Origin of the sequence: Paraburkholderia hospita, from assembly GCF_002902965.1 — a bacterium.
Lineage (GTDB): Bacteria > Pseudomonadota > Gammaproteobacteria > Burkholderiales > Burkholderiaceae > Paraburkholderia > Paraburkholderia hospita.
This window is the reverse complement of record NZ_CP026108.1, coordinates 951,143-971,216: the sequence shown is the minus strand read 5'-3', so window position 1 is coordinate 971,216 and position 20,074 is coordinate 951,143. Positions and strand designations below refer to the sequence as shown.

The following is a 20,074-nucleotide window of genomic DNA, read 5'->3' as shown; positions in this document are numbered from 1 at the left end:
GCGCTCTCCATAGGCTTTCGGAATTCTATGAGGTAAAAGTCATGCCGGCAACCCATCACGTTCTGACTTTTCCCGTTTAACGCTGGCCGCTCCCCACAAACCCGGACTTTTCGATGTGATCCCGAGCGCAATCAAAAGTCATGGTTTGTGGGGCACTTCCGGAAAGACCGATAGGTCATGGTTTATGGGGAGCTTTCTCCAGTGCAGAGTTTCAAAAGGTCAGGGTTTGTGGGGAGCATTGGCGGGACGGCGCGTAGATCTCAGTAAGGTCAGGGTTTGTGGGGCGAAGAACAGCGCCGGATCGGTCTTGAAGTGAGTGTATGAAGGCAGCTCAGGCGCAATTGGTCTGTGATGGAGACATTGAAAAGGTCATGGTCTATGGGGAAATGCGGCCTCCTCCCCCACAAACCGTGACCTCGCACCCATAGACCATGACCTCTGACTTCAGACCACCTCAAAAATCCTCGTTAAATCAATCGCTTACTGTCTTAACTGATTGGCACCCATAGACCCTGACTTCACCCCATCAACCATGACTTCTTGCCCCATAAAAGCTGACCGCTAACCGTGGCTCTACCCCATAAACCCTGACCGATCGCCCCATAAAGCATGACCTGATAACCGTCAAACCCGTACCAGGAAAGGATCTGGCCAGCGTAAACGTTTTTAAAGTCTTTGTTTTTTAAAGAAACAACAAACAGTTGTTGTGTCTCGAAGAGGATTGTTTGTGACTGAAAACGACCGCGCTCTATGTCTATCGCTATTCGCCTTACGCTGACAGACCTAACGGAATTTCTTCAAAATCGGCGCTAGGCCCCGGCTGGTGGGCTTCTCAGAGTTGACAACCGATCAAAATTGCTTGCGCTTTCGGTAGTTAACAACTAAGCTTCCGCGAAATTCAACATTGGCTGCTAGTTTTTGCTCTACGTGTTGAATCACACATGTGACGGTGGTCATAACATCGATAAGGGAGCCGTTGATGAACACAGGAGTCCGGCGTGCTGAGAAGCCGCAGATGTCCGTAAAGTTGAAGCATGCGCCCAAGCCCATGCCACTTGCTGCAATCAAAGCCATCGCAGAGAACGCCAGTGGAATGCTCGTAGACGTGCGCGAAAGCATGCTTGCCCCCCATCCTCGCAAGAATCCCCCAGTCTTTACAACTGCTCAAGTTGGCGATTTGTGTCGGATAGACAGGCAGCGAATGCACTATATTTCGCGGACCGAGGCCGATCTTCCTCAAGGGACGCTCCGCCATAGCCGCAGCAGAGAGTTTACGCTTTCCGAAACGCGGGTGTGGATTGATCGAATCGGGCCCTACTCCAAGCGTCCGGCGGGCGTAAAAGGCAAAAAAATTGCGATCGGCAATTTCAAAGGCGGAGTTAGTAAGACCACTACCGCCATGACCTTAGCGCAGGGTCTCTCATTGTTTGGGCGCAGGGTTCTTCTGGTTGACCTCGATCCGCAAGCGTCACTCTCGGCTCTCCACGGAATCCTTGCAGACAGCGAGGTCGCGGATGAGCACACCGTGCTTCCGTTGATCTATGGCGACGAGGAAGATCTTCTGTATGCTGTTCAATCCACGTACTGGGATGGAGTGGACCTTGTTCCGGCGAGCGCCGCGTTGTTCGGCGCAGAATTTTTCCTGCCGTTCAAGCAGTCTAAAGATCAGTCGTTTCAGTTCTGGAATGTGCTGAATAAGGGACTTGAGCCTCTGTTGGACGAATACGACGTCATCATCATCGACACGCCGCCTGCCCTTTCTTATCTGACGATCAATGCCTTCATGGCGGCCGACGGCCTCATCGTCCCGACCCCACCAAGCGCGCTCGACTATGCGTCGTCGACGCAATTCTGGAATCTGTTTTCGGATCTTTCAGAAAGCATGCAGCAGGTAGCGCCCGAACTCGTTAAGAGCTTCGACTTCATTCATGTCCTTCTTGCCAAAGTCGACCAGAGCCAAGCCGCCACGCCGATCGTTCGTGACTGGATCAATAAGACCTATGAAGGTCTCGTCCTTCCGATCGAAATCCCTACAACAGCCGTTACTCAAACGGCCGCGGCGGAATTTGGCACGGTGTACGACATCTCGCGTTACCAAGGAAGTTTGAAAACCTACCAACGCGCTCGGGAGGCATACGATCGATTTGCGGAGATCGTCGATCAGCAGCTTGTGGCACTTTGGTTTGCAGATCAGGAGGCCGAATGAGTATCAAAGACCGTCTCGCGGCGAAGGCTGCAACAATTGGAACATCGCCGCGCCCGCAAAAGAGCAGCGAGGACTCGCCGGGGAGGCCTAAGACTGCACCCGGCCAATTGATGGCGTCACTTCCGCTGTTGGCCGAGAAGGAGAAAGAACTCCAAGCCGCAATCAAGCGCATTGAGGAGCTCGAGTCCACTGACAACACATATTCGGAAGAAGTCGAGATTTCTACCTTGATCGAGGTCCCTGGCCGTCGACGCGTTTTGTCGCAACAGGAGTACGGAGAACTACGGGCGAATTTGCAAGCCAATCCTCTTGTTCACCCTATTGTTTATCGACCGCTGGGCGACGGGCGCAATGAAATTATTTCCGGGAACAACCGGGTAGCGATTTACCGAGATGATCTTGGCCGTACGAAAATCCGCGGTGTGCCCTTCATCGGGACGGACACGGAAGTTGAGCTCGGCGCTGCGTTCTCAAATCTGCTGGCACCCTCCCTTCCCGACTTCGAAAAATACCGGCAGTTTCAGCGCATCCAAGAAAACTTAGGGCTGACGCAGGCTGACATTATTCGGGCTTCCGGACTTGCGCAGAGTCACGTGGCCCGGATTCTGTCGTTCGACAATCTCCCCTCGGCTGCGAAGGAGTTTATCGCGGCCAAGCCACATCGGCTCGGTGGTACTGCAGCTGCGAAGTTTGCCGCGCTGGCGCAGCAAGGTCATGAGCTTGAAGTCACGCAGGCTATCCGCACGCTGGTCGAATCGGAGGAGATGACTCAGGAAAGGGCCTTGAGTTTGGCTACGCCTGCGCGTCCGAAAGCACCTCAGCCGACGGCTACAACGATCACGCTTGGAAAGAAAAAGTTTTGCGATGTTTCGGTACGCAGCGGTGTCGTCGGACTGCGTTTCGCGGGGAAAGATAGCGAGGCCAAGGCAGCAGAGTGGGGCGAACGGATCGCGGAGTTTATCCGGACAAAGCTTGAAGCAGATGATAGGCAGTCATCCAATTTGGATGTTGAATAAAATCAAATACTTAGCGATTTATCAACGCTTGGGAAAGAGTCATCCAATTTGGAAGTTGTTGAAAATCAATCGGTTACGAAAATGAGTGAAGCGAGGGGCGGTGGACCGGCGTATTAGTCCTTGCGCGAAGCCTAGACCGACATAAAACGTCCAGATTCACCGAGTTAAAAAGGCCCGATCGATTTGATCGGGCTTTTTCTTTGGTGCGCCCAGCATGTGCGCACTCCAGTGGGTGAAAGTCCCACCGCAAGTTGATCACAGCGATCGAAGCGAAGCGCAACTGCGTGAGGGTGACTGAGCGTGGGGAGGAAGCGTGGAGCGAAACTGCGAGCCGATGGACAAGAACCGGATAGAAGGCGTTGCCGACCAGGGCGAGCGGGCCAGAAGCCGCAAAGCTCTCGTGATCAAGGGGCGGTGGCGTAAATCCGGCAGGGAACTACGTGCGCTGGGCGCGTCGGCAGACAGTTGAAGTTATGAGAGTCGAGGCACTCCCAGACGATCGAAGTATGCGTTGGTCAGCACACTGTTGAGCAACTGACTGCTGCTGCGCCACCAGCGACGGCTGTTGGCCGCCACCTGTCGCGCAACGTTCCCGAACCGCCCGGTGCGGACCCGCATGCCGGGTGGTGTGGCAGGGGTACGGCCTCATGGCCGGCCCCTATGCCGATTGGTGCGCCCAGCACAGGCGGCGTACCCCAGGGGGCAAGTCCCATCGTCAGTTGATCACAGCGATCGAAGCGAAGTGCAACGGTGAGAAGGCGGACCGATCACGACAGGAAGCGTGAAGCGAAATCGCGCCCTGACTTCAGGCACAGGGTCAATCCTGCCTCAGGCGGCGTTTACGAGAGAGAACCTCAAGCGGGCGTTCAAACGGATACTTGCCAACAAGGAGCCGCCGGCGTGAGCGGTTTGGACATTGACCAGGCGCGGCGTCTTCTGATGAAGGCGTGGCCTGCAACCCTTGATCAACTGCTGGAGCGGTCGTACCGACCCAGGCCGGTACGGCGGATGACGATTCCAAAGCCGAGCGGAGGGAAGTGCGAGCGCGCCATCCCGACGGTAACGGACCGGTTGATCCAGCAGGCACTACTGCTGATGGTGCAGCCAGTTCTTGACCCCGCCTTCAGCGAGCACAGCACCGGCTGCCGGTCAGGGTGGCGAGCGCACGACCCGTACTTGCCGCGCAGTCGTACGTGCAGTCGGCTCGGAGGATCGCGATGAACGTGGCAGCGAATAGCTGTCGCTGATGGCGCAATAGTGACCGATACCCAAGCGCATACTGACCACCGCTTGCTTCGACCGGCTGGGTGTATCCCCGACTCCTAACCTCAACTTCCCGAACCGCGCGGAGCGGGCCCGAATGCCGGGTAGTAATGGACTGCGGTCCCTATGAGACTAGGCGCATCCCTCTCTCATGGCGCTGAGCCCGATCAACCACCAAAACAGTTCCGTCGTTGTTTGCCCAATACCAAAGCTCGAAAATGTATCCGAGAACGTCATGGCTTTGCATTCGCAAGCCTGCGGCTCGCACACTTGCCATTCTGTGGGACAGCATTAAGAGCAGTGACGTTCCACGAAATTGGGTGGGGCCATCAAGCGGTCGCCCGTGCATGCGCGAATCAAGAGGATAACAAAACAGATGTCGGGAAGGTTCCGACGTCCAGACCGCGTAGAACTCTAGAAGTCATGGTTTATGGGGCGATTGATGTGACCATGGACAACCCGATCTAGAACGCCCGACGCCAACGTCTTTGTACGTTCGCAGGAGCTCGTAGCCGATCACGAAAAGTCATGGTTTATGGGGAGACTCACACGTTGAAAAACTGACAGTTTTGTGTCAGAAAACTGATAGTTCTAGCCGCGCCCATTAACTGGTTCGCTTATCTGTCACTTAAGTGTCAGATTTCTCACACTTTGCGCGGTAAAGGCACTCGGCGAGACTGTCCGTTGACACCACATTGGCCGTGCGGCAGTGCATCGCCTTTGTTCTCCGCAAGCCCCTCTACTCGGCAGAGGCAGATTCACCGAATCCAAGGGCGCGCCGCGGTCGGGCGTCTTTCACGCGTCCTCTCGGGAGGTGGGGAAAGAGAACCCCGACAGCGCGACTACCTCCGGGAAGCCAACCTATGCGTCGAAATCGCCCGCGTCAAGCCGGAGATTCGCGAGTCGATCCTGCCTGTGCGTACTAGAACAGGCACCGTGCCTCGACCCGGTGCTGTGCGAGGATCGGCGTCGCAGGTCTCTTGCGCTCCGGTCGCTTTCGCAGCTAGCAGCCGCGCGACGACCGCCTCCTCGGCCACGCCCGAAGCGGGATTGGACTTGCTCGTGGTGGCACGCGGGCAGGGCGCCTGGCACGGTACATCGTCATAGCAGGAAGAAGCAGGCAGGTTGAACATCAGGTCGGCTAACGTGCGGAGTCGGCGAATCACGCTTCGCCTGCGAACGTTTCCAGCACAGCCAGCGTCCCGAGCGTGGGTGGTACGCCGGCGCGAGAGTAGGGCGCTCACGCGATACACCCCGAGCCACACGCGATCCCGACGATGGCGCTGAAAATTTCCCAAACATAACTGATGACGATGCCCGAAACTTTCAACATTGTGGGCGGTAATGTCAAACAGCCAGCGATGCCCGGGCGGTCGTCCGTGAAACATCCGGTGGCGTCGAATAGAAGGTTATAAATCATTGATCTAGCGAACTTTATTCGAGTTGTCCGTCAAATGTTTCACGGAAAACGATCGGCAGGCGTTCGTTGTTCCTCTGTGGCCCACGTCGGCACCGCTCCGTGTACTTACGATGCGAAAACGTAGTATTTAATACGTTATTCGTAATTGAGCCGCTTACGTGACTGCGACCAAGCGACGGGTCCGTCAGAGCGCCCGGCTGCGAATGGGATCGGCGCTTCCGGCATGCTGCGCGTGAAGGCAGGCCATCGCCGAGAACGGATCGAAGTTGATGAAGATCCCGTGGTGCTGTCCGCTTAGGGTGGCGGTGCCGATCGCGTGCCGCGTTGATGGATCGGGTTCGACGCGAACGCAAGCCATGCGGTTACTCATCGAAACAAGGTGAGCCGACGGAGTCCGCGACACGACCGAGGAGGGTGACGGACTATTAGCCGTGATGGAGCGCCCCGACTGCAGTCTCGCCGAACTGGGCCTGACTCTCGCGGAAGGGCGGGGTCGCTGCTGGCAAAAGTGCAGGCCGAGTTCATTTCGAAACAGGTGCATGGGCGCCTGTTAAGCGAAAGCCATTGTCGGAGCCGCGGTGCGGCCGTGAAGCACAAGGACAGTCCCTCGCCGGTGCCGCGCATCGTCTGCGGCAAGGTGACGGTGAAGAGTCCACTGTTTTGGTCGTGCGCTTGCCAGCGGACCGCGCAGACGCGGCGGCGTGTGGTCCATCCCTTGTCCAAAGCCCTGACCAGGTGCATCACTCCGGGAAGTGGGCAACTCATTTGCCATACTGGCGTGCCAATGCGATGCTCAAGGAAGTTGCCGCTGGACAAGGGCATTTCGTCCAGCGGCATCCGGATCGGATTCTCGCATGGATTGCGTCGAGTCTGGTCGACGCACACTACCTGGTGACAGTCCGGAAAACGGCGTGCAGGTCGTCGTCCTCCACGACAGGGGTGATGTCCCGTTTCATCAGGTCGCTCCACATATAGGCGAATTCAATCACCTTCCTCAGGTCTTCGGCTTCGAGCAGATCGAAACCGCGCCGCTCAGGTCCGCCCGGGTCCATCTCCCGAGTAACGTGGCGCCCGCTGGTGGAAGACCGTCCGTCTTCTGGAAACGCTCGATAGCTTCTTCGCGAATACGGGCGTCGGGTGTCCAGGTGAACGTCAGCATGAACTTCATGATTACCTCCTTTGTACAAGGGCAACGAGTTGCGAGTTGCGCTTTCTTGTACGGCGGACTGTGGCGAGTGGATGCAACGCGGAGATCGACTTTGTGTCAGGGCCTGGTCCTTGCGGCATGACACGCCCCTTGGCCTTTCAGGTGCGAGGCGTCTCTTCCGCCAATCGCGAAGTTGCAGTCACAGGCTGCGTTCACTGTGCTGCCACGTATGACGACCCGGTGCGGCGTGTTCAGAGATCTCTCACCGCCAGGTCATGAAAGATGGTCGGGGCGCCGGCGCACATCGCCCGGTTCGCCCATCAAGATGAAACTCGCCGGAGCGCGATGCTCACGTGGACGCGCCTGTGGGCGGGAACGGAGCATGCTGCAGGGAGACGTAAGAGAAGTGGGGGTTGGCAGGCTATGGCAGAGTACCTCAGTGCGATATTTCGCTCCTATCGCGACGCGTGTGACGCACGGCAATCGCTCGACGAGTCGGATTTATGTGAAGCTGGGGCATTGCTCCTTTTTCCGCTCGCTCCTCCCACGCGGGCCCCGCGGCCGGTGTGCGCGGCGCACGAGCTTGACCATGCAGAATATGCGGCTCACGGCGAGCAGATTGCGATAACGGCGATCAACCGATTTATGGAGCGCGACGTGGACTGCTTCGTGTCAGACTTCCATGAGGACAGCAGGCCAGGTCACACATTGCTGGTCGCGGCGCACCCCCCAGCGTCCGCGCTCGCGCACATTTGCGACGTGTTGAAAAACTGTGGGGCATTTGCGATCCGGCTGCCACGATCACGTTGGCGCCTTTGCCTTTGCAACCCACGATAACGACATGCAGGTGCTTCGGTGCGAGATTGGCATTGACCGCCGGGTGGAAAAGCGCGGGACTCCACTTGTGCGAGGGCCGTCGAAAGTACAGCATCGGTGAGCGGCGCGTTGACCGATGTTGTTAGTTCACCGATGGATTTTCCTCGCATGTGATCAGACCCAGAAGTGGATGCCGCCAGCGCGACGGTGCCCACATGCGAACGATCGTTGCACCCGACTTGCTGCCGGGCGGGGTAGTCTGCCTGTGGACACGCGGGCAGGCGACCACGGGCGACGTGGTGCTGGTCAGCTCGCTCGGCTTCGCGATCCTGCATGGCACGTGCGACCTAGCGGTGATGCCCGTGGACATGACCCAGCATGTCGCGCGGCAGGCTGACGCCGCGCAATTCCTTCTCGTGCCGGACGGCTGGAGGAAAAGATCGGCGCCCCGCAGCCGAAGATCCACGATGCGAACATCGACTCCGAAAACATCTACTTCTCGTATCCCCGGCCGTCGCTGTGCGCCGGATCACAGTGGGCAGCGGGTCGGTCTCGCCGGGTCTTCGGGCGCGGGCAAAAGCGCGGTGCTCACGCTGCTGCACGATCGGGCGATCGGCCAGCCGGCTCGGGCGCCGGTGGGTCAGGATTCTGTGCAAATCAACAACCCGGTGTTTTCTCGTTGTTTCGCTTGCTCGTTGTGATACTCAAGCTCCCCAACGTCGGAGGGCGGCATGTTGGTCGGAACGTTCAGCGGTTTCGAAGTTAATGCAGAAACCTATGTCCGAAATCGCGCGTTCGGGCGGCCTAGGTACGTCCCCGACATATTTGGCTTCCGTGACGTCGTCGTTCAGTCCGGCTCTCCGGAGAACGCTGCGGCCGGCATTCGCTTCCAGAACGAAGAGCACGAGGGCTACCGAGACAGCGCGCTCAGGCGCTCGCCATCAAATTGCCGTGGCACGATTGATCTCGGAAACTGATCATCACGAATTCCTCTTACGTATCCCGTTTCGACGCCGCCTGGACGCACCGGTAAGGCACAGGGTATGCACGTCGTTCTTCACTGCACGCCCCACTCTGCCGGGAGAATCGCCATGTCCAGCCAGTCCTATGCGCCATATCGCGGTTATGACATCACGGTCATTGTCACGCCCGCCAGGTTGCGTGCGCTCGGTGGCATTTACCGGCGTTTCCGTGTGTCGTGGGCAGTCTCTCTGCGGAGCAGTCCGGCTCAGGAGGTTGCAAGTCTTCCGGAGCAGTTCGACTTCCTGACTGAGCAGGAGGCATTCAGATACGGAGAGAACCGGGCGCACACATTCATTGATTCCATGCTGTGTGCTCCGTCGCAGAGGTGGTCGGGGTCCGGCAGTTCCGAACGCGCTGACACGGCGCCCACGGTCTGACTTTACGTCTTACCTCCTTTCGGCGGACGCCGCGATAGCGGCGTCGACTCCCTCGCGAAGATCCGACGGCACGTGCCCCCTGTCGTCGTCGGTGGGCGATCCACAGAACATATCGCGCGAACCAGAGGGCAGCGGAACTCGAACGTTGATCGTGTGTTCACACAGCCAGCCGGCGCGTTTTATTCGCGCGTCGCCTGCTGCGCCCAGCTATGCTCACTTTTCGACAGACAGGGGTGCATTCCTTCGGCCAGCCTACATTCAAGTAGTGCGGCGGCTTGCCTGCGTCCGGAGAGGGATCTGAGTGGCAGGCCGCAGCTATCGCCACCGGCTCCGCGCCATTTGCAGATTTGATCTGATCCCCTATGCCTGAAAGAGCACGCAGACTTCGTTCCCTCGCAATGTCTGCGACTGCCTCGCTTCTGGTCGATGAAGGCCATATATCCTTACGCAGCGGCCGGTCTAACCGCGTTCGCATCGAGCCACGCCGAAGACGTCGCATGCGGTCGGACTGTCGATCTCACCTATGCCGTCGAGTGCATTGGCCAACAGAGATGACCCCGCAGAAAAGAGCCCCGCTTGGACCTGGTTGGAGGCTGCATTAAGTTTCCATGCTGTCGCCGCTTCCGGTGAAAGTTGACACGAACTCCGGTTCGTCGAACCAGTCGGTCAATTGCTCACGGCGTTCGTTCCACAGTTCGTCCGTCAGCGCGAACCCGTCACCCAGGACGCCAGAGTAAGGGTCTTCGACATGCTGGAAGATGAGCGAATCGTTGCGAAGCACCGCCATTGCGAAGTCTCCGAGCAATGCGGCCGTTCCCGGTGGTTGCTCACGCAGCGCAGCGGACAGTCGCGCTGCGAACTCCTTTGCGTCCATCGTTTCTCTCCCAACCATCTCGTCGTGATGGGCCAAATTTTATGCAAATTTGCTCTTAAATTTGCTCTTGATTCTAAGCGTACAGATTTTGTACATTCTGTGTTCCGGAGATTGACCCTCATCTTCGGCGCGTGTGCCGCCCGGGCGCTTTTTTACTCTGTGGCGTCGGCTGCCAGTGGCACAGTACACGACCACAAACCAGTCCCGATCGCCGTCGGGCAAGTCGGGACCTCCACACGCTTGCCCAGCAGCATTTGCAATGCCCGGGTGCGAGTCACAAAAAGGCCAGGCGTCCTAATAAGCGCCTGGCCTGAAATCAGCCCGACTCAGAGCCAACAGACCATGGACATCGTCAGGGCTACACCCTTCTGGTCAGCATTCGCCATGCCGACCGGGGCGCGGGCTACACAGAGCCGTTCGTGGCGTGCGACGGTCTCGGACAAAGGTCCGCCCAGGTAGAGACACTCAGATGTCCGTTTCGCACGGCCTGCCATTCGACATCGCTAGATAGATTGGTCAGGGTGAAGTCAGCAACGCGATTCCATGTGTTGGCCATGAGGCGACACGAACCCCCGACCATGCCGCGCGAGCAATCTGTCAGATTGGCAGAGCCGGTTCGCCCCGGCCTTCAATACCGCACCGTCAGGGTCTGCGCGGAAACTCGAATGCATCGAACAGATCGCCGATCGCGGGCGCATTGACGGGCACGGATGCGTCTGCAACTGGATCGGATTCGGCAGATTGTCGCGGCTTCCGTAGACCGTATTAAATCTGTCAGTGCGCCGGGAGGCCGGAAAGCAGTAACGAGTGCAAGTTCTCTTACTTATCCCCGACTCATGCGCAGTATGTCGCGAGACATACGGCGAAGCGTTGACAGGGGTACGTGCGGGCCAGCCATTGAGCCGCGATAGTTTAATTGTCCCGAGCGCAGACGCCGTTGACACTGCGGAAGGCAACACGACGGAGCGCGATAATTGCGACCACTCCGTCGGCTCGGCGTGGTCGAAGACCCTGGCACGCGCGCACGCTCCTTGTTCGGGAACCGGGAGTACGCGCAAGATAGAAAAAATGGACATCACCCGGAGCCTTGAAAATAATGGAATCAGCAGGCTGCGGGGTGTCCATAAAATTAGCAGAAAAAATGGACGCAACGTTCGTCGGAATGTCCATCTTCAGTCGCAGGTTTCGCATGCTGATTCGAGCGAAGATGGCCGCTCCGATCTAGCGCGGCTGCAGGGGAAGGACGCTACCGCCACGCAGAGCGGCCAATTCCTTGCGCAGGTTGAACACCTGACGCAGTAGTGCGAGCTCACGAGCCAGCGATTCGTCAAGCTGTGCCTGCAGATCCTTTGCGTCGCCCTTCGCGCGGTTCAGACGGTCGGTGAGTTCGAGCTTCGGATGCCCGGCTACCGCGTTGGCCGCGTCGATCGCTGCGATCAGTTCGGTGAACTGCGCGCGCGATTTCTTGATGCTGCCTTTCTTCCGGCCTGCCTCGATCGCCACGGTGTCATTGTTGATACGCGCGCCCTTGCGCTTCTTCAGCCGCTCAAGGGCGGCGTAGTAGTCGGTCATGGCGTCGCTCATGCCGCCTCCGATTTGATCAGTTTCTCCTGCGCGTCAAGCAGTCGTTGCAGCGTCTGCGCCTCGATACGGTATTCGACGCTCGTCTCATCGACCGCGCGCAGCTTCCCGACCGTAGCCTGCTGCGCCTTGATCACGCGCTGAAGCTTTGACGGCACGATCACGAGGTTACGACAGTTCGACTCAAGGCAATCCAGATGCATCCAGTCGAGCGGCGTCGACTTGCATGGTTCGACGCTGGCACAGCCGCCCAGCACCGTCTCGCGGTACGCTAGCTCACCCTTCCCGAACATCCTCACCGTCAGCTCGCGGGAGTAGACCGACACAGGCGATGCCTGCACGGCACGGCTCTGCGTCCACGCTGCGTGCCCGCCGAACAGCCGCTCGTCAGAGAACAGTACCTGCTCGGCGTATGCAAGGTAGCCGGACAGGCCCTGCGCCTCGGCCCATTCCTTCGCAAAGTGGGTCTTGTCGGTGTCGATGAAGCCCTTCGCGAACGCGGAGCCGCGGGCGTAGTACGTGCTCATCTCCTGCGTGACGTGCTGCAACTGACGCTTGAGCGTTGGCAGCGTCACGAGTCCGCTGCGGTGCGCATATAACGCGAGCGTCCTCCGAAGCTGGTGCCGCGTGAACGGCCACTGCTGCCCGACCGCGTACTTCGACTCGTCTTCCCACGCGCGGTGCATGTCGACGCGCTTCAGTTCAGCGATGTCCTCGACCGTGATCGTCGGGAAGACGCGCTCGCGAAAGGCTTCGATATCGTCATGTACGTTACTCGCCGCCTGGTTTGCCACGTACCAATAACGCAGACTCAAACCCATCCGGCAAAACAGGAGGTGCGAACCATCCGTCGATTCGGCGTAGCCTTGTGCGCCGTGCGCACGGTGTGCCTCGCCCGACAGCCGTTGCGCGAGTCTGATGGCGCGGGCAGCGATCGGGCCGGTCACCCAGCATGCGCGCCTGGGACGACCGCCCGATAGCTTGGTCGTGATGCCCTCGATGGTGTAGTGGGGCACGTTATCCAGACGGGTCTCGCTCAGGCAGTCGTATGGCAGGTTCTCCGCTTCTGTCGCACGCATGCCGGTGAATGACAGGATGACAAGCTGGCATAACGCCCTGATCGACGCCACAAGCGACGACACGACGTAAGGGGAGTTCTTGCACCCGAAGTGTGCAGCGACCCTTACCAGTTCTGAAGGGACTCCCGGACTCTCGCCGGCGTACAGTCGTGCGAGGTAGTCCGACAGGACGTCAGCGAGGCCCTCAGAGATGCCGAGCTCATGCTCACAGGTTGACAGGAAGTGCTGGTAGATCCGCGTCGGGATAACAGGGTATTGTGCGTATCCAGCACGTTGCGCGAAACGTTCGAGCAGAGGCTTATGCAGTTGGGCCAGTGGTACGCGCAGCCCTGTGGCATCGACACCCAGACGGTGAAGCTTCACCAGAATCGAATGAAGACGATGGGCCTTCCTCTCCTTCCCGGCTTGCGCCACATAGTCCAGAACAATGGCGACGCTGGACAGCCCCTCGTAGAGCGTAAGCTGACGTGCGGCGGCAAAGAATGTGAACTCCTTAAGGCAAATTGAATTTGCCTTAAGCGTACTGGACGCCGGTACCGTATCGGTCGCTTCATACATCAGAAAGTACATCACCTGCTTCCATTGACGCGTAGTCGCCTCTGAAAGGGCGCGGCTCACGCCGTCAGGCGTGTGATCCCTGAAATAGATATGGCTGCGGCGTGTTCCAGTCGTATATGCTCGGACGTCCCAGCCGTCGTCACCAAGCAGCGAAGCAGCGTTTCCAGCCTTGTCGTGCGTGACCACCATATCGTCCTCGACCCGGTACCAGTCGGGGCGCCCAGCGAGCGGTGCGATCAACGTGTTCTTCATGCCACTCCCAGTTCGTAAAGCTGGTCGAGCCTGGCCGACCAGAAAGCGTCCAGATTCCCTTCAATATCGACATCGTGCTCGATCTGATCGACCAGCGCGGCATCGCGCCCGCGCAGTTCATTGAGCAAGAAGTCAACGCGTCGCAGCACCGCGCCGAAAGATCTGTCGTATTGCTCGATCGAGTCCGCACGTCTGCTCACGAGCCTGACACAGTGACGGCAGCCCAGCAGCTTGCGGATGTCGGTGGCGTCAGCGTGCACGCGGTACCGCTCGCAGAAGAGACACCCTTCGGTCGAGCGGCAGTCAGGCTGTACGGTGACCGACGCCGCGATCGGCGCAGGCTTGTGGAACTCAATGCAGACGCCTACCGCGCTCCTGATGCTGCCCGCCGGGTCGTCGCCGGGCTTCAGCACGGTCTTCTCGACCGAAGCGAGGAACGCGCCCATCTCAGCCTTGTGCGCGGCGTCCGTGCCGTTCGAGTACGAGCGCAGCGCCGTGGCCAGTGAGTGCCCCATCAGCCTGGCTGCGACGACAGGGCCGTGGTTGCTCACCGCCCAATCCTGCCTGGCCGCCCGCCACTGACGTGCGCTAACGCGCGGCAGCACGATCCCGAATGTGTCGAGTCGGCGGTAAAGCTGAACTAGAAAATGGGGTGGAAGACCTACTAGCTGTCGTTGCTGTGCAGAACGACCGATTACGAGGAACAACGCGTCGCAGTCTGCGTCCTGCACCAGATACTCGCGCAACGCCAGATACCTCTTGAGCTTTGGCATGAAGCACAGCGAGACGGTGAACGTAACTTCGCTCCCGCCTCCACGGTACTTGACCTCGCGAAACTTCTGACGCGCAACCGACGCATGCTGCAGGCTCGCAGCAAGCTCCTGGCTCCACTTCATGGCCAGCAGTGGCGCGAGGTTGACGCCCGTTTCGGCCAGAAACAGCGCCGCGAAGCAGGAGGCCGCCATCGAAGCGTGCGAGCGCCGGATCGATGATTGCGCGTCCTCGTTCGCCGCCGCAAGATGTTTAGCCGCACGCCTGGCGATGGCCCCCCGGCGCTGGCGAGGATCTTTATCTCCGGCCTCTGTCGTGCGCATCGTGAGTTCTTCCCGGGTGCGCAGCTCGCCCGTCTCGAGATTCCAGCCAGGCAGGCCGCGCGAGTCGTCGCCTTCACGACGGCCATGTGGGTGCGGAACAAGGCAAAGACTCTCGCCTCGCGCCGTGCTCACGCATACCGGGTACGGCTTGAAGTCGAGCACCAGCGTGCTGATGCTGCTGAAGAGCGCGTCAGCCCACGCGAGCAGGGCGGCCTGTGCTTCGGCGTCAGGCACAGCCGTCGGCACCGAAGCATCCTGTCGTAGACCGTATTAAAAGTGTCCCCGCTGCGCTAATAATTCTGTCAACTCGCGTTCGTATGACGCAGCGGCGCGAAAAACTTCAGCAGATTCAGGCGGTTACGGGAAACGAAATAAAAGTGTCTCCAACTGCTTTCGAGATGCCGGCGCCGACAACTCGCGATCACGCATTTCCGGAGCCATCGTTCATGTCGTTACCCGAGCGCAGCAGCCAGTGGCGACTGAGCGCCATGCGGTCCTGCCTGCGCATCGCGGGAATGGTCGAGCGGAGCGAAAGTCGACCATAACTGAAATGGGAACGGCACCCTAAGCATCGAAACGGAGCCTCGATTACGCTGGCGCTGACGATGAACGGCGTCTCGTCACCGCAATGCAGACAGCGTGTGTCGAGTGGTTGATGATGTACGGGGCAGCGCTCTTCCTCCTCAAGTTGATATAGCACGCTGTGGTAGCCATGCGCAGCGCACAGTCTGCAATGTCGGAAAGTCGGGTGAGTCGGAACGGCAAGGGCTGCATCAAGCAAGGACGTCCGCAACACGCCTTCGGACAAACGGAGTACGCGGCACAGACGCGCGAGTTCGATGTTGTCGCGCACAGGTGCTACGCCCTCAGAAGGATCAACACACGGGCTGATCAGATGCACGAGCGCGTCTCCGGACAGTACGTTGGCGCACGCGAACTTCCACAGGATTGAGACAAGCGATTCGCCGGGCATTAGCCACTTCGGGTTGAACGCGCTTCCTCGCGAAAGCGAAAGCTCTAACTCATCAAACGCCAGAATCGGGAAGCGCGGCCGTATGAGTGCCACGGGATCACACCGTTGCCAGCACGCGGCCCGTCGCGTGGCGGGACTGAACATAGCCGCAGTGCTGAACCGCGTGAGTCCACAAGCCAGCATCAGGGCAGTGGCCCGGAGCGTCCTTGAGTTCACTTTCCTTGAGCACAATCTCGACAGCCCGGGTAAACGAATCCATCGGTATCTCGAGGTTACCAGGCAGGCTCGCCTTATGATGTGCAGCCTCAAATGCTTGCCAAAGCGTGCCCGAGTCGGCGACCAGGCGATAGCCGGCGTCAAACGCCTGTGGGATGTAGAACCGCGTGAAGCTCCAATGAGAACCTTCCGGATATGCGGTCTGATCGTAGCCATTCAGGCACGTGGCGACATCCTCGGCGTTCCTGATGCCGTAGAACGCGAGGTCCTCGACCATCAGACGCGCAACAATCTGCGTTTTGCCTGCGACTTGCAAGGCTGTCTTCTGCGCGAGCAGTTCCTGCTGGCCGACGAGGAACGTGAAGAGCTTGATCTGCTGGCGATCGAGCGCGTCATGCACATCACGCAGCCATTCATACTCATTCTCGTTGTAGCGTTGGCTTTCATCGCAGAACAGGAGTACGGTGCCGCTCCCGGAGCGGGCCGCGGCCTCGCGGATACGCAGCGAGAGGCGACTGCGCTTTGCCGAGCTCGTACCCGCGTGCGGAGCATGATCACCGACGGCCTCAAGCAGATTGCTGAAGAATGGGCCTTCCGCGTGTTTCGGCTTGTGCTCGCACTGTGCATGGTAGCTGGACATCTTCGGGTGCTGACGCGCAAGCAGGAGCCGCACGTACTCGATCGCCCGGGTTTTGCCAATGCGCGGCGGTCCATAGACAAGCGCGCCAGGGATCCGATAGCGCAGGCAGCGGGTGACAAGTTCGTAGAACGCTTCGATCGCGGGCGTCGCCAGGCGGTAATTGCCCGTGACGAGCGGATGCAGTGAAGGATCAATCGGACGCGGCACTTCTAGCGACATGATGCACCTCCTTGCGTGAGCGACGAAATCAGAAGACCTGGCCAGTACCGATGGAGAGCTTGCGTGGGCGCACCGATAACCGTGGCAAGAGATCGATGTCCGTCACCGGTTGTGTGCCCGGGGTTGGCGCTGCGATCATTGTCGCAGTCTCTGTCTCGACCGGATGTTTCGGTCCGACAGGCGTGCGCACTGTCGGAGCTGAAGTCAGTATCCGCGTCACATGGGCGAGCTCCGTCGCTGCTTTCCGCGTCTTCCTCGCCTGCGTGAGCTTTTGCTGGACGTATGCCTCGATTGGATTGGCATCGTTCGCAGCAATATGGCGTCGGCGCTTGCCAGATTGCTTGAGAATCTCCTGGCGCAGTTTCAGATTGTGCGGCACTACGCCCCACGCCCCTTGCGCCTCGAGGACACCCAGTTCCTCGCCACTCGTCACGAAGGCGCGCACTGAGCGCAAGTCGTCAGCGTTCATGTAGACCAGCAGATACTCGCCGATCAGATGCGTGCCTGCCGCGAGCAACCGGCTCGTGTACCGCACACCATGCAGGTTGATATGCGGACGCACGCCTTGAGAGAGATAGGCGCGCACCCGGCATCGCCGTGCCGATTGCATCAGGCAAAGTGTCTGGCGACGCGCCTGGGCCAGCCATCTCACAAGCGTCTGTTTGCCGCGCACGAAATATTCCATCGCTTCGAGTGGCGTTGCGTTGTTAAGGCCGGCGTGCGGGGTGCCGTTGTAGCGGGAAATGCTGTACTCAACGAGTTCCGAGAGTTCGTCGAGTGAGACGTAGAGCCTCAGGTCGCCCTTCGGATCTGCGAGTGCCCGACGCAGATCGCGAGGATGAGCACCCGTATAGCCAGGCAAACGCGATGAGAGGCGGCTCGCGATCGTCCCAAAAAACCTCTCAATATAGGGCCGCTCATCGGGGCTGTACTTCGGTCCGGCGTCAGCGACACAACCAACAAACTCGCACAACGAATTCAGTGTTTCCCTTGCGAGATTGGCCTTTGCGTTGTCGAGCTTGATCCACTCCCACGTGACGTACGCGAGTTCGGGCAAGCGATCCGACGGAAAGCCGTCCTGTGGTCCATACCCAAGCCCTGCGATGGTGAACATTCGCGCACGATGGGGCTCGAGTGCATTCTCGATTGTCTTGACGACGTCATAGCGGCTGTATTCGCGAAACGCTATGTGATAGCCGAGCACAGCACGCGTGCACACATCGATGATTACCAGGAGCCATACCCGTTCCATCTCGAATTCGTGCGCGAAACCGAGCGGATCTCGCACGACAACCTTGAGCCTGATATCGAGCCGATGACCATCAAATTCGACGACCTGGTACGGCCGGACCGCCGCAGGTGCGTCCGCGCCGTCAAGCCGGGGCAGGCCCTTAAGGTGCGAGGCGCCGGCTGAGCGTGCCGCTGTGCCAAACGTGCGCAGCAGCTCCGCCTTCAACCGTCGGGACAGCGAGCGAAGCGCATGGTCGCCGGTGTTGAAGGGGTAGTCGGCCGCCGTCAATCCCAATGATCGACATCGGCGCAGGAATTCATCGTGCATCGATTGCAAACCGCGCAGGCGCGTGCGCAGTTGGCCATCCGTATGCCGCTGCTCGAGCAGCACCCTGCGCTGTTTGACCTGAAGCAGAAGCCATCCTGTCAACTCAGGGTATCGCTCGAACAGCTGCGTCAATGCTCCAGCGGTGCCCCGGCTGCCGTGCTCGCCTCGCACTTGTACATCGCGCACCCGCTCATAGTCCGCGATGCGCAAATAGCGAATGAGCGCCCGGAAGCCGAAGGGACGTCCATCAGGGTGTGGTGTCTGGGCTCGCTCGAGCCATCGGTACAGTTGCCGGCGATTGATGCCCGTTGATCGCTCGATTGCCTTGACCGACTCTCCCGCCGTGTAGCGCAACACGGCCTGTTGACGTGTCTCGAATGTGGCCCGCGCCACATCGTCCAGTTCGGTAAAGGCGACAGTAGGCCAGGCGCTCACGTCGATTGACTGCAACTCCAGTTTGCGGCGGCTCATGATGTCCCCTCCGAAGCCGCGAATGACGTGAGCAGCGATAGCGGTTCCGCGTGAAGCTCGGGCGCGCTGACGCGTCCGCGATGGAGCAGGTCAAACAGGGCAGTTCGGACCAGGACCGGATCGACTGCGGAGAATTCGCGTTCAACAGCGAGCAATCGTTGCGGCTCTCCCAGGAACCCGACGATCGCGCGGGGCAAGGTTGACGGAACGAGCCCTTCGTTGGCGACAAGGTAGGGGAGTATGCGCTTCCAGTTGTCGGTCCAGGTACGCGCGGCGGCGAACTCGGCGGGCGCGACTATCCTGATCGGCAACGCGCTGTCGCCGATGTCACGACGCGAACTGATTACGCTACAATCCGACGCCGAATCATCTAGGATAACTAATTCTTGATTATCAACGTAACGGATCCAGAAATCGGCAAGCTGACGGGACCCGTTGATCAGCACGTAGCCCGGACGCTCGCAAAACGTGATCACTCTCGGGCTTGCCTCGAGCAACAGCCACTGCTCCAACAGCGGGCGTCGGTAAAACGTCACCCGCCGCCCGAGCTTTGGGCTGAACGCTTCGAACCGATGCGCGCCGCGTGGACGGGCGAGCGCGACCGGCTCTGCGATGCGCGGCGAATCTTCCATAAGATCAATAGGTTGCGGACGGGATTCGAAGTGTAGGAGGCCAGTTGACAAAATTAATACGGACTTACGTGAGTTGACACTTTCATTGCGATTCGAAGTGAAATAAAAGTGACAACACGATCGCGCTTTGGCCCGTGGTTGCTAGGGAAGGGTAGTGACAAAATTATTACGGCCTACGCGAGTCGGAGTCGGGCAGGGAGTCAAGGACCTTCATGGCGAACGTCCACGCTTCTCTCGTGAGGCTGCGCTCGGCCTGAATGCGAGGCTTGGCCGCGACACGCCTGACATTGCCGGCCTCATCGGTTTCGCTACCGAGGAAGACCTTGACTTTGGCGAAGGCGTTGTGGTCGAGGTACTGCGCATTCACGAGGTCGCCGAAGAACTTCTTCAGGGCCGCCAATGCGTCCTGGCGGCTCTTGACCGAACAGCGGACCACGAAAGGGCCGCCATCCAGGTTCGCCTCGCGGCACGGCCCGGTTCATAACCCACTGAGAGACCGGCTGAGGATCAACGAGAAACTGATTGATGTATTGGCGCGCGTCGTCAATGTCGAGACTCGTAGACCGGAATAAATTTGACACAAACTCGGCATTAATTCTGTCAACTCGCCTAAATCCGCGGCCGACGGCAAGAGAAATCTAGCTTTATCAATAGGTTAC

The 20,074-nt window shown here is 59.2% G+C and carries 15 protein-coding genes and 3 pseudogenes; 5 read left to right on the top strand and 13 right to left on the bottom strand.

Annotated elements, in window-relative coordinates; all coding sequences use genetic code 11:
- Nucleotides 1-979 precede the first annotated feature (979 nt).
- Complete coding sequence (locus tag C2L64_RS48795) at nt 980-2,206, top strand: ParA family protein (RefSeq protein ID WP_103154328.1); 1,227 nt, start codon at nt 980-982, stop codon at nt 2,204-2,206.
- Complete coding sequence (locus C2L64_RS48790; RefSeq protein ID WP_103154327.1) at nt 2,203-3,222, top strand: ParB/RepB/Spo0J family partition protein; 1,020 nt, start codon at nt 2,203-2,205, stop codon at nt 3,220-3,222. The genes C2L64_RS48795 and C2L64_RS48790 overlap by 4 nt, the downstream gene beginning before the upstream one ends.
- 471 nt (nt 3,223-3,693) lie before the next feature.
- Here C2L64_RS48790 and C2L64_RS55510 read toward each other — a convergent pair.
- The 4 genes and pseudogenes from C2L64_RS55510 to C2L64_RS55500 form a co-directional block, all read right to left on the bottom strand.
- Nucleotides 3,694-3,810: pseudogene (locus tag C2L64_RS55510) on the bottom strand (reverse transcriptase domain-containing protein); the annotation flags it as partial.
- Between the two features lie 2,279 nt (nt 3,811-6,089).
- Entirely contained in the window at nt 6,090-6,263 is a 174-nt protein-coding gene (locus C2L64_RS53860; protein ID WP_158660653.1) for a hypothetical protein, read from the bottom strand.
- A gap of 526 nt (nt 6,264-6,789) precedes the next feature.
- Nucleotides 6,790-6,975 (bottom strand): annotated as a pseudogene (locus C2L64_RS56520) (DUF3303 domain-containing protein); the annotation flags it as partial.
- Nucleotides 6,900-7,064 (bottom strand): DUF3303 domain-containing protein, encoded by a 165-nt coding sequence (locus C2L64_RS55500; protein ID WP_407671970.1) that lies wholly within the window; start codon nt 7,062-7,064, stop codon nt 6,900-6,902. The pseudogene C2L64_RS56520 and the gene C2L64_RS55500, both read right to left, overlap by 76 nt.
- A gap of 1,046 nt (nt 7,065-8,110) precedes the next feature.
- Between C2L64_RS55500 and C2L64_RS48755 the strand changes: the two are divergent.
- A pseudogene (locus tag C2L64_RS48755) lies at nt 8,111-8,467 on the top strand (ABC transporter ATP-binding protein); the annotation flags it as partial.
- Between the two features lie 132 nt (nt 8,468-8,599).
- Complete coding sequence (locus C2L64_RS53855; protein WP_158660651.1) at nt 8,600-8,845, top strand: hypothetical protein; 246 nt, start codon at nt 8,600-8,602, stop codon at nt 8,843-8,845.
- 1,021 nt (nt 8,846-9,866) lie between these two features.
- Here the strand turns inward: C2L64_RS53855 and C2L64_RS48745 are convergent.
- The 6 genes from C2L64_RS48745 to C2L64_RS48720 all read right to left on the bottom strand — a co-directional run bounded on the left by C2L64_RS48745 (nt 9,867) and on the right by C2L64_RS48720 (nt 16,568).
- Entirely contained in the window at nt 9,867-10,142 is a 276-nt protein-coding gene (locus C2L64_RS48745; protein ID WP_103154324.1) for a hypothetical protein, read from the bottom strand.
- A 1,221-nt stretch (nt 10,143-11,363) separates the two neighbouring features.
- Nucleotides 11,364-11,726 carry a hypothetical protein gene (locus C2L64_RS48740; RefSeq protein ID WP_103154323.1) on the bottom strand — a complete coding sequence of 121 codons (363 nt, stop codon included), beginning with the start codon at nt 11,724-11,726 and terminating at the stop codon, nt 11,364-11,366.
- Nucleotides 11,723-13,612 carry an integrase gene (locus C2L64_RS48735; RefSeq protein ID WP_103154322.1) on the bottom strand — a complete coding sequence of 630 codons (1,890 nt, stop codon included), beginning with the start codon at nt 13,610-13,612 and terminating at the stop codon, nt 11,723-11,725. The genes C2L64_RS48740 and C2L64_RS48735 overlap by 4 nt, the downstream gene beginning before the upstream one ends.
- Complete coding sequence (locus C2L64_RS48730) at nt 13,609-14,952, bottom strand: hypothetical protein (RefSeq protein ID WP_244212290.1); 1,344 nt, start codon at nt 14,950-14,952, stop codon at nt 13,609-13,611. The genes C2L64_RS48735 and C2L64_RS48730 overlap by 4 nt, the downstream gene beginning before the upstream one ends.
- Nucleotides 14,953-15,127: 175 nt before the next feature.
- A complete protein-coding gene (locus C2L64_RS53850) occupies nt 15,128-15,607 on the bottom strand; it encodes a hypothetical protein (RefSeq protein WP_133062125.1) in 480 nt (159 codons plus the stop codon).
- A gap of 169 nt (nt 15,608-15,776) precedes the next feature.
- Nucleotides 15,777-16,568, bottom strand: coding sequence for an AAA family ATPase (locus C2L64_RS48720; RefSeq protein WP_407671968.1), 792 nt, complete (start codon nt 16,566-16,568; stop codon nt 15,777-15,779).
- On the opposite strand from C2L64_RS48720, the gene C2L64_RS56515 reads away from it, so the two are divergent.
- Complete coding sequence (locus C2L64_RS56515) at nt 16,542-16,721, top strand: hypothetical protein (RefSeq protein WP_407671975.1); 180 nt, start codon at nt 16,542-16,544, stop codon at nt 16,719-16,721. The two genes, C2L64_RS48720 and C2L64_RS56515, sit on opposite strands and share 27 nt — an antisense overlap.
- Before the next feature lie 61 nt (nt 16,722-16,782).
- Here C2L64_RS56515 and C2L64_RS48715 read toward each other — a convergent pair whose 3' ends face one another.
- The 3 genes from C2L64_RS48715 to C2L64_RS48705 all read right to left on the bottom strand — a co-directional run bounded on the left by C2L64_RS48715 (nt 16,783) and on the right by C2L64_RS48705 (nt 19,851).
- Nucleotides 16,783-18,783 (bottom strand): helix-turn-helix domain-containing protein, encoded by a 2,001-nt coding sequence (locus C2L64_RS48715; RefSeq protein WP_090837913.1) that lies wholly within the window; start codon nt 18,781-18,783, stop codon nt 16,783-16,785.
- Nucleotides 18,780-19,415, bottom strand: a complete 636-nt coding sequence (locus C2L64_RS48710; protein ID WP_103154320.1) for a hypothetical protein — start codon at nt 19,413-19,415, stop codon at nt 18,780-18,782. Before C2L64_RS48710 ends, C2L64_RS48715 begins: the two co-directional genes overlap by 4 nt.
- A 166-nt stretch (nt 19,416-19,581) precedes the next feature.
- Nucleotides 19,582-19,851, bottom strand: a complete 270-nt coding sequence (locus C2L64_RS48705; RefSeq protein WP_244212289.1) for a hypothetical protein — start codon at nt 19,849-19,851, stop codon at nt 19,582-19,584.
- Between the last annotated feature and the right edge of the window lie 223 nt (nt 19,852-20,074).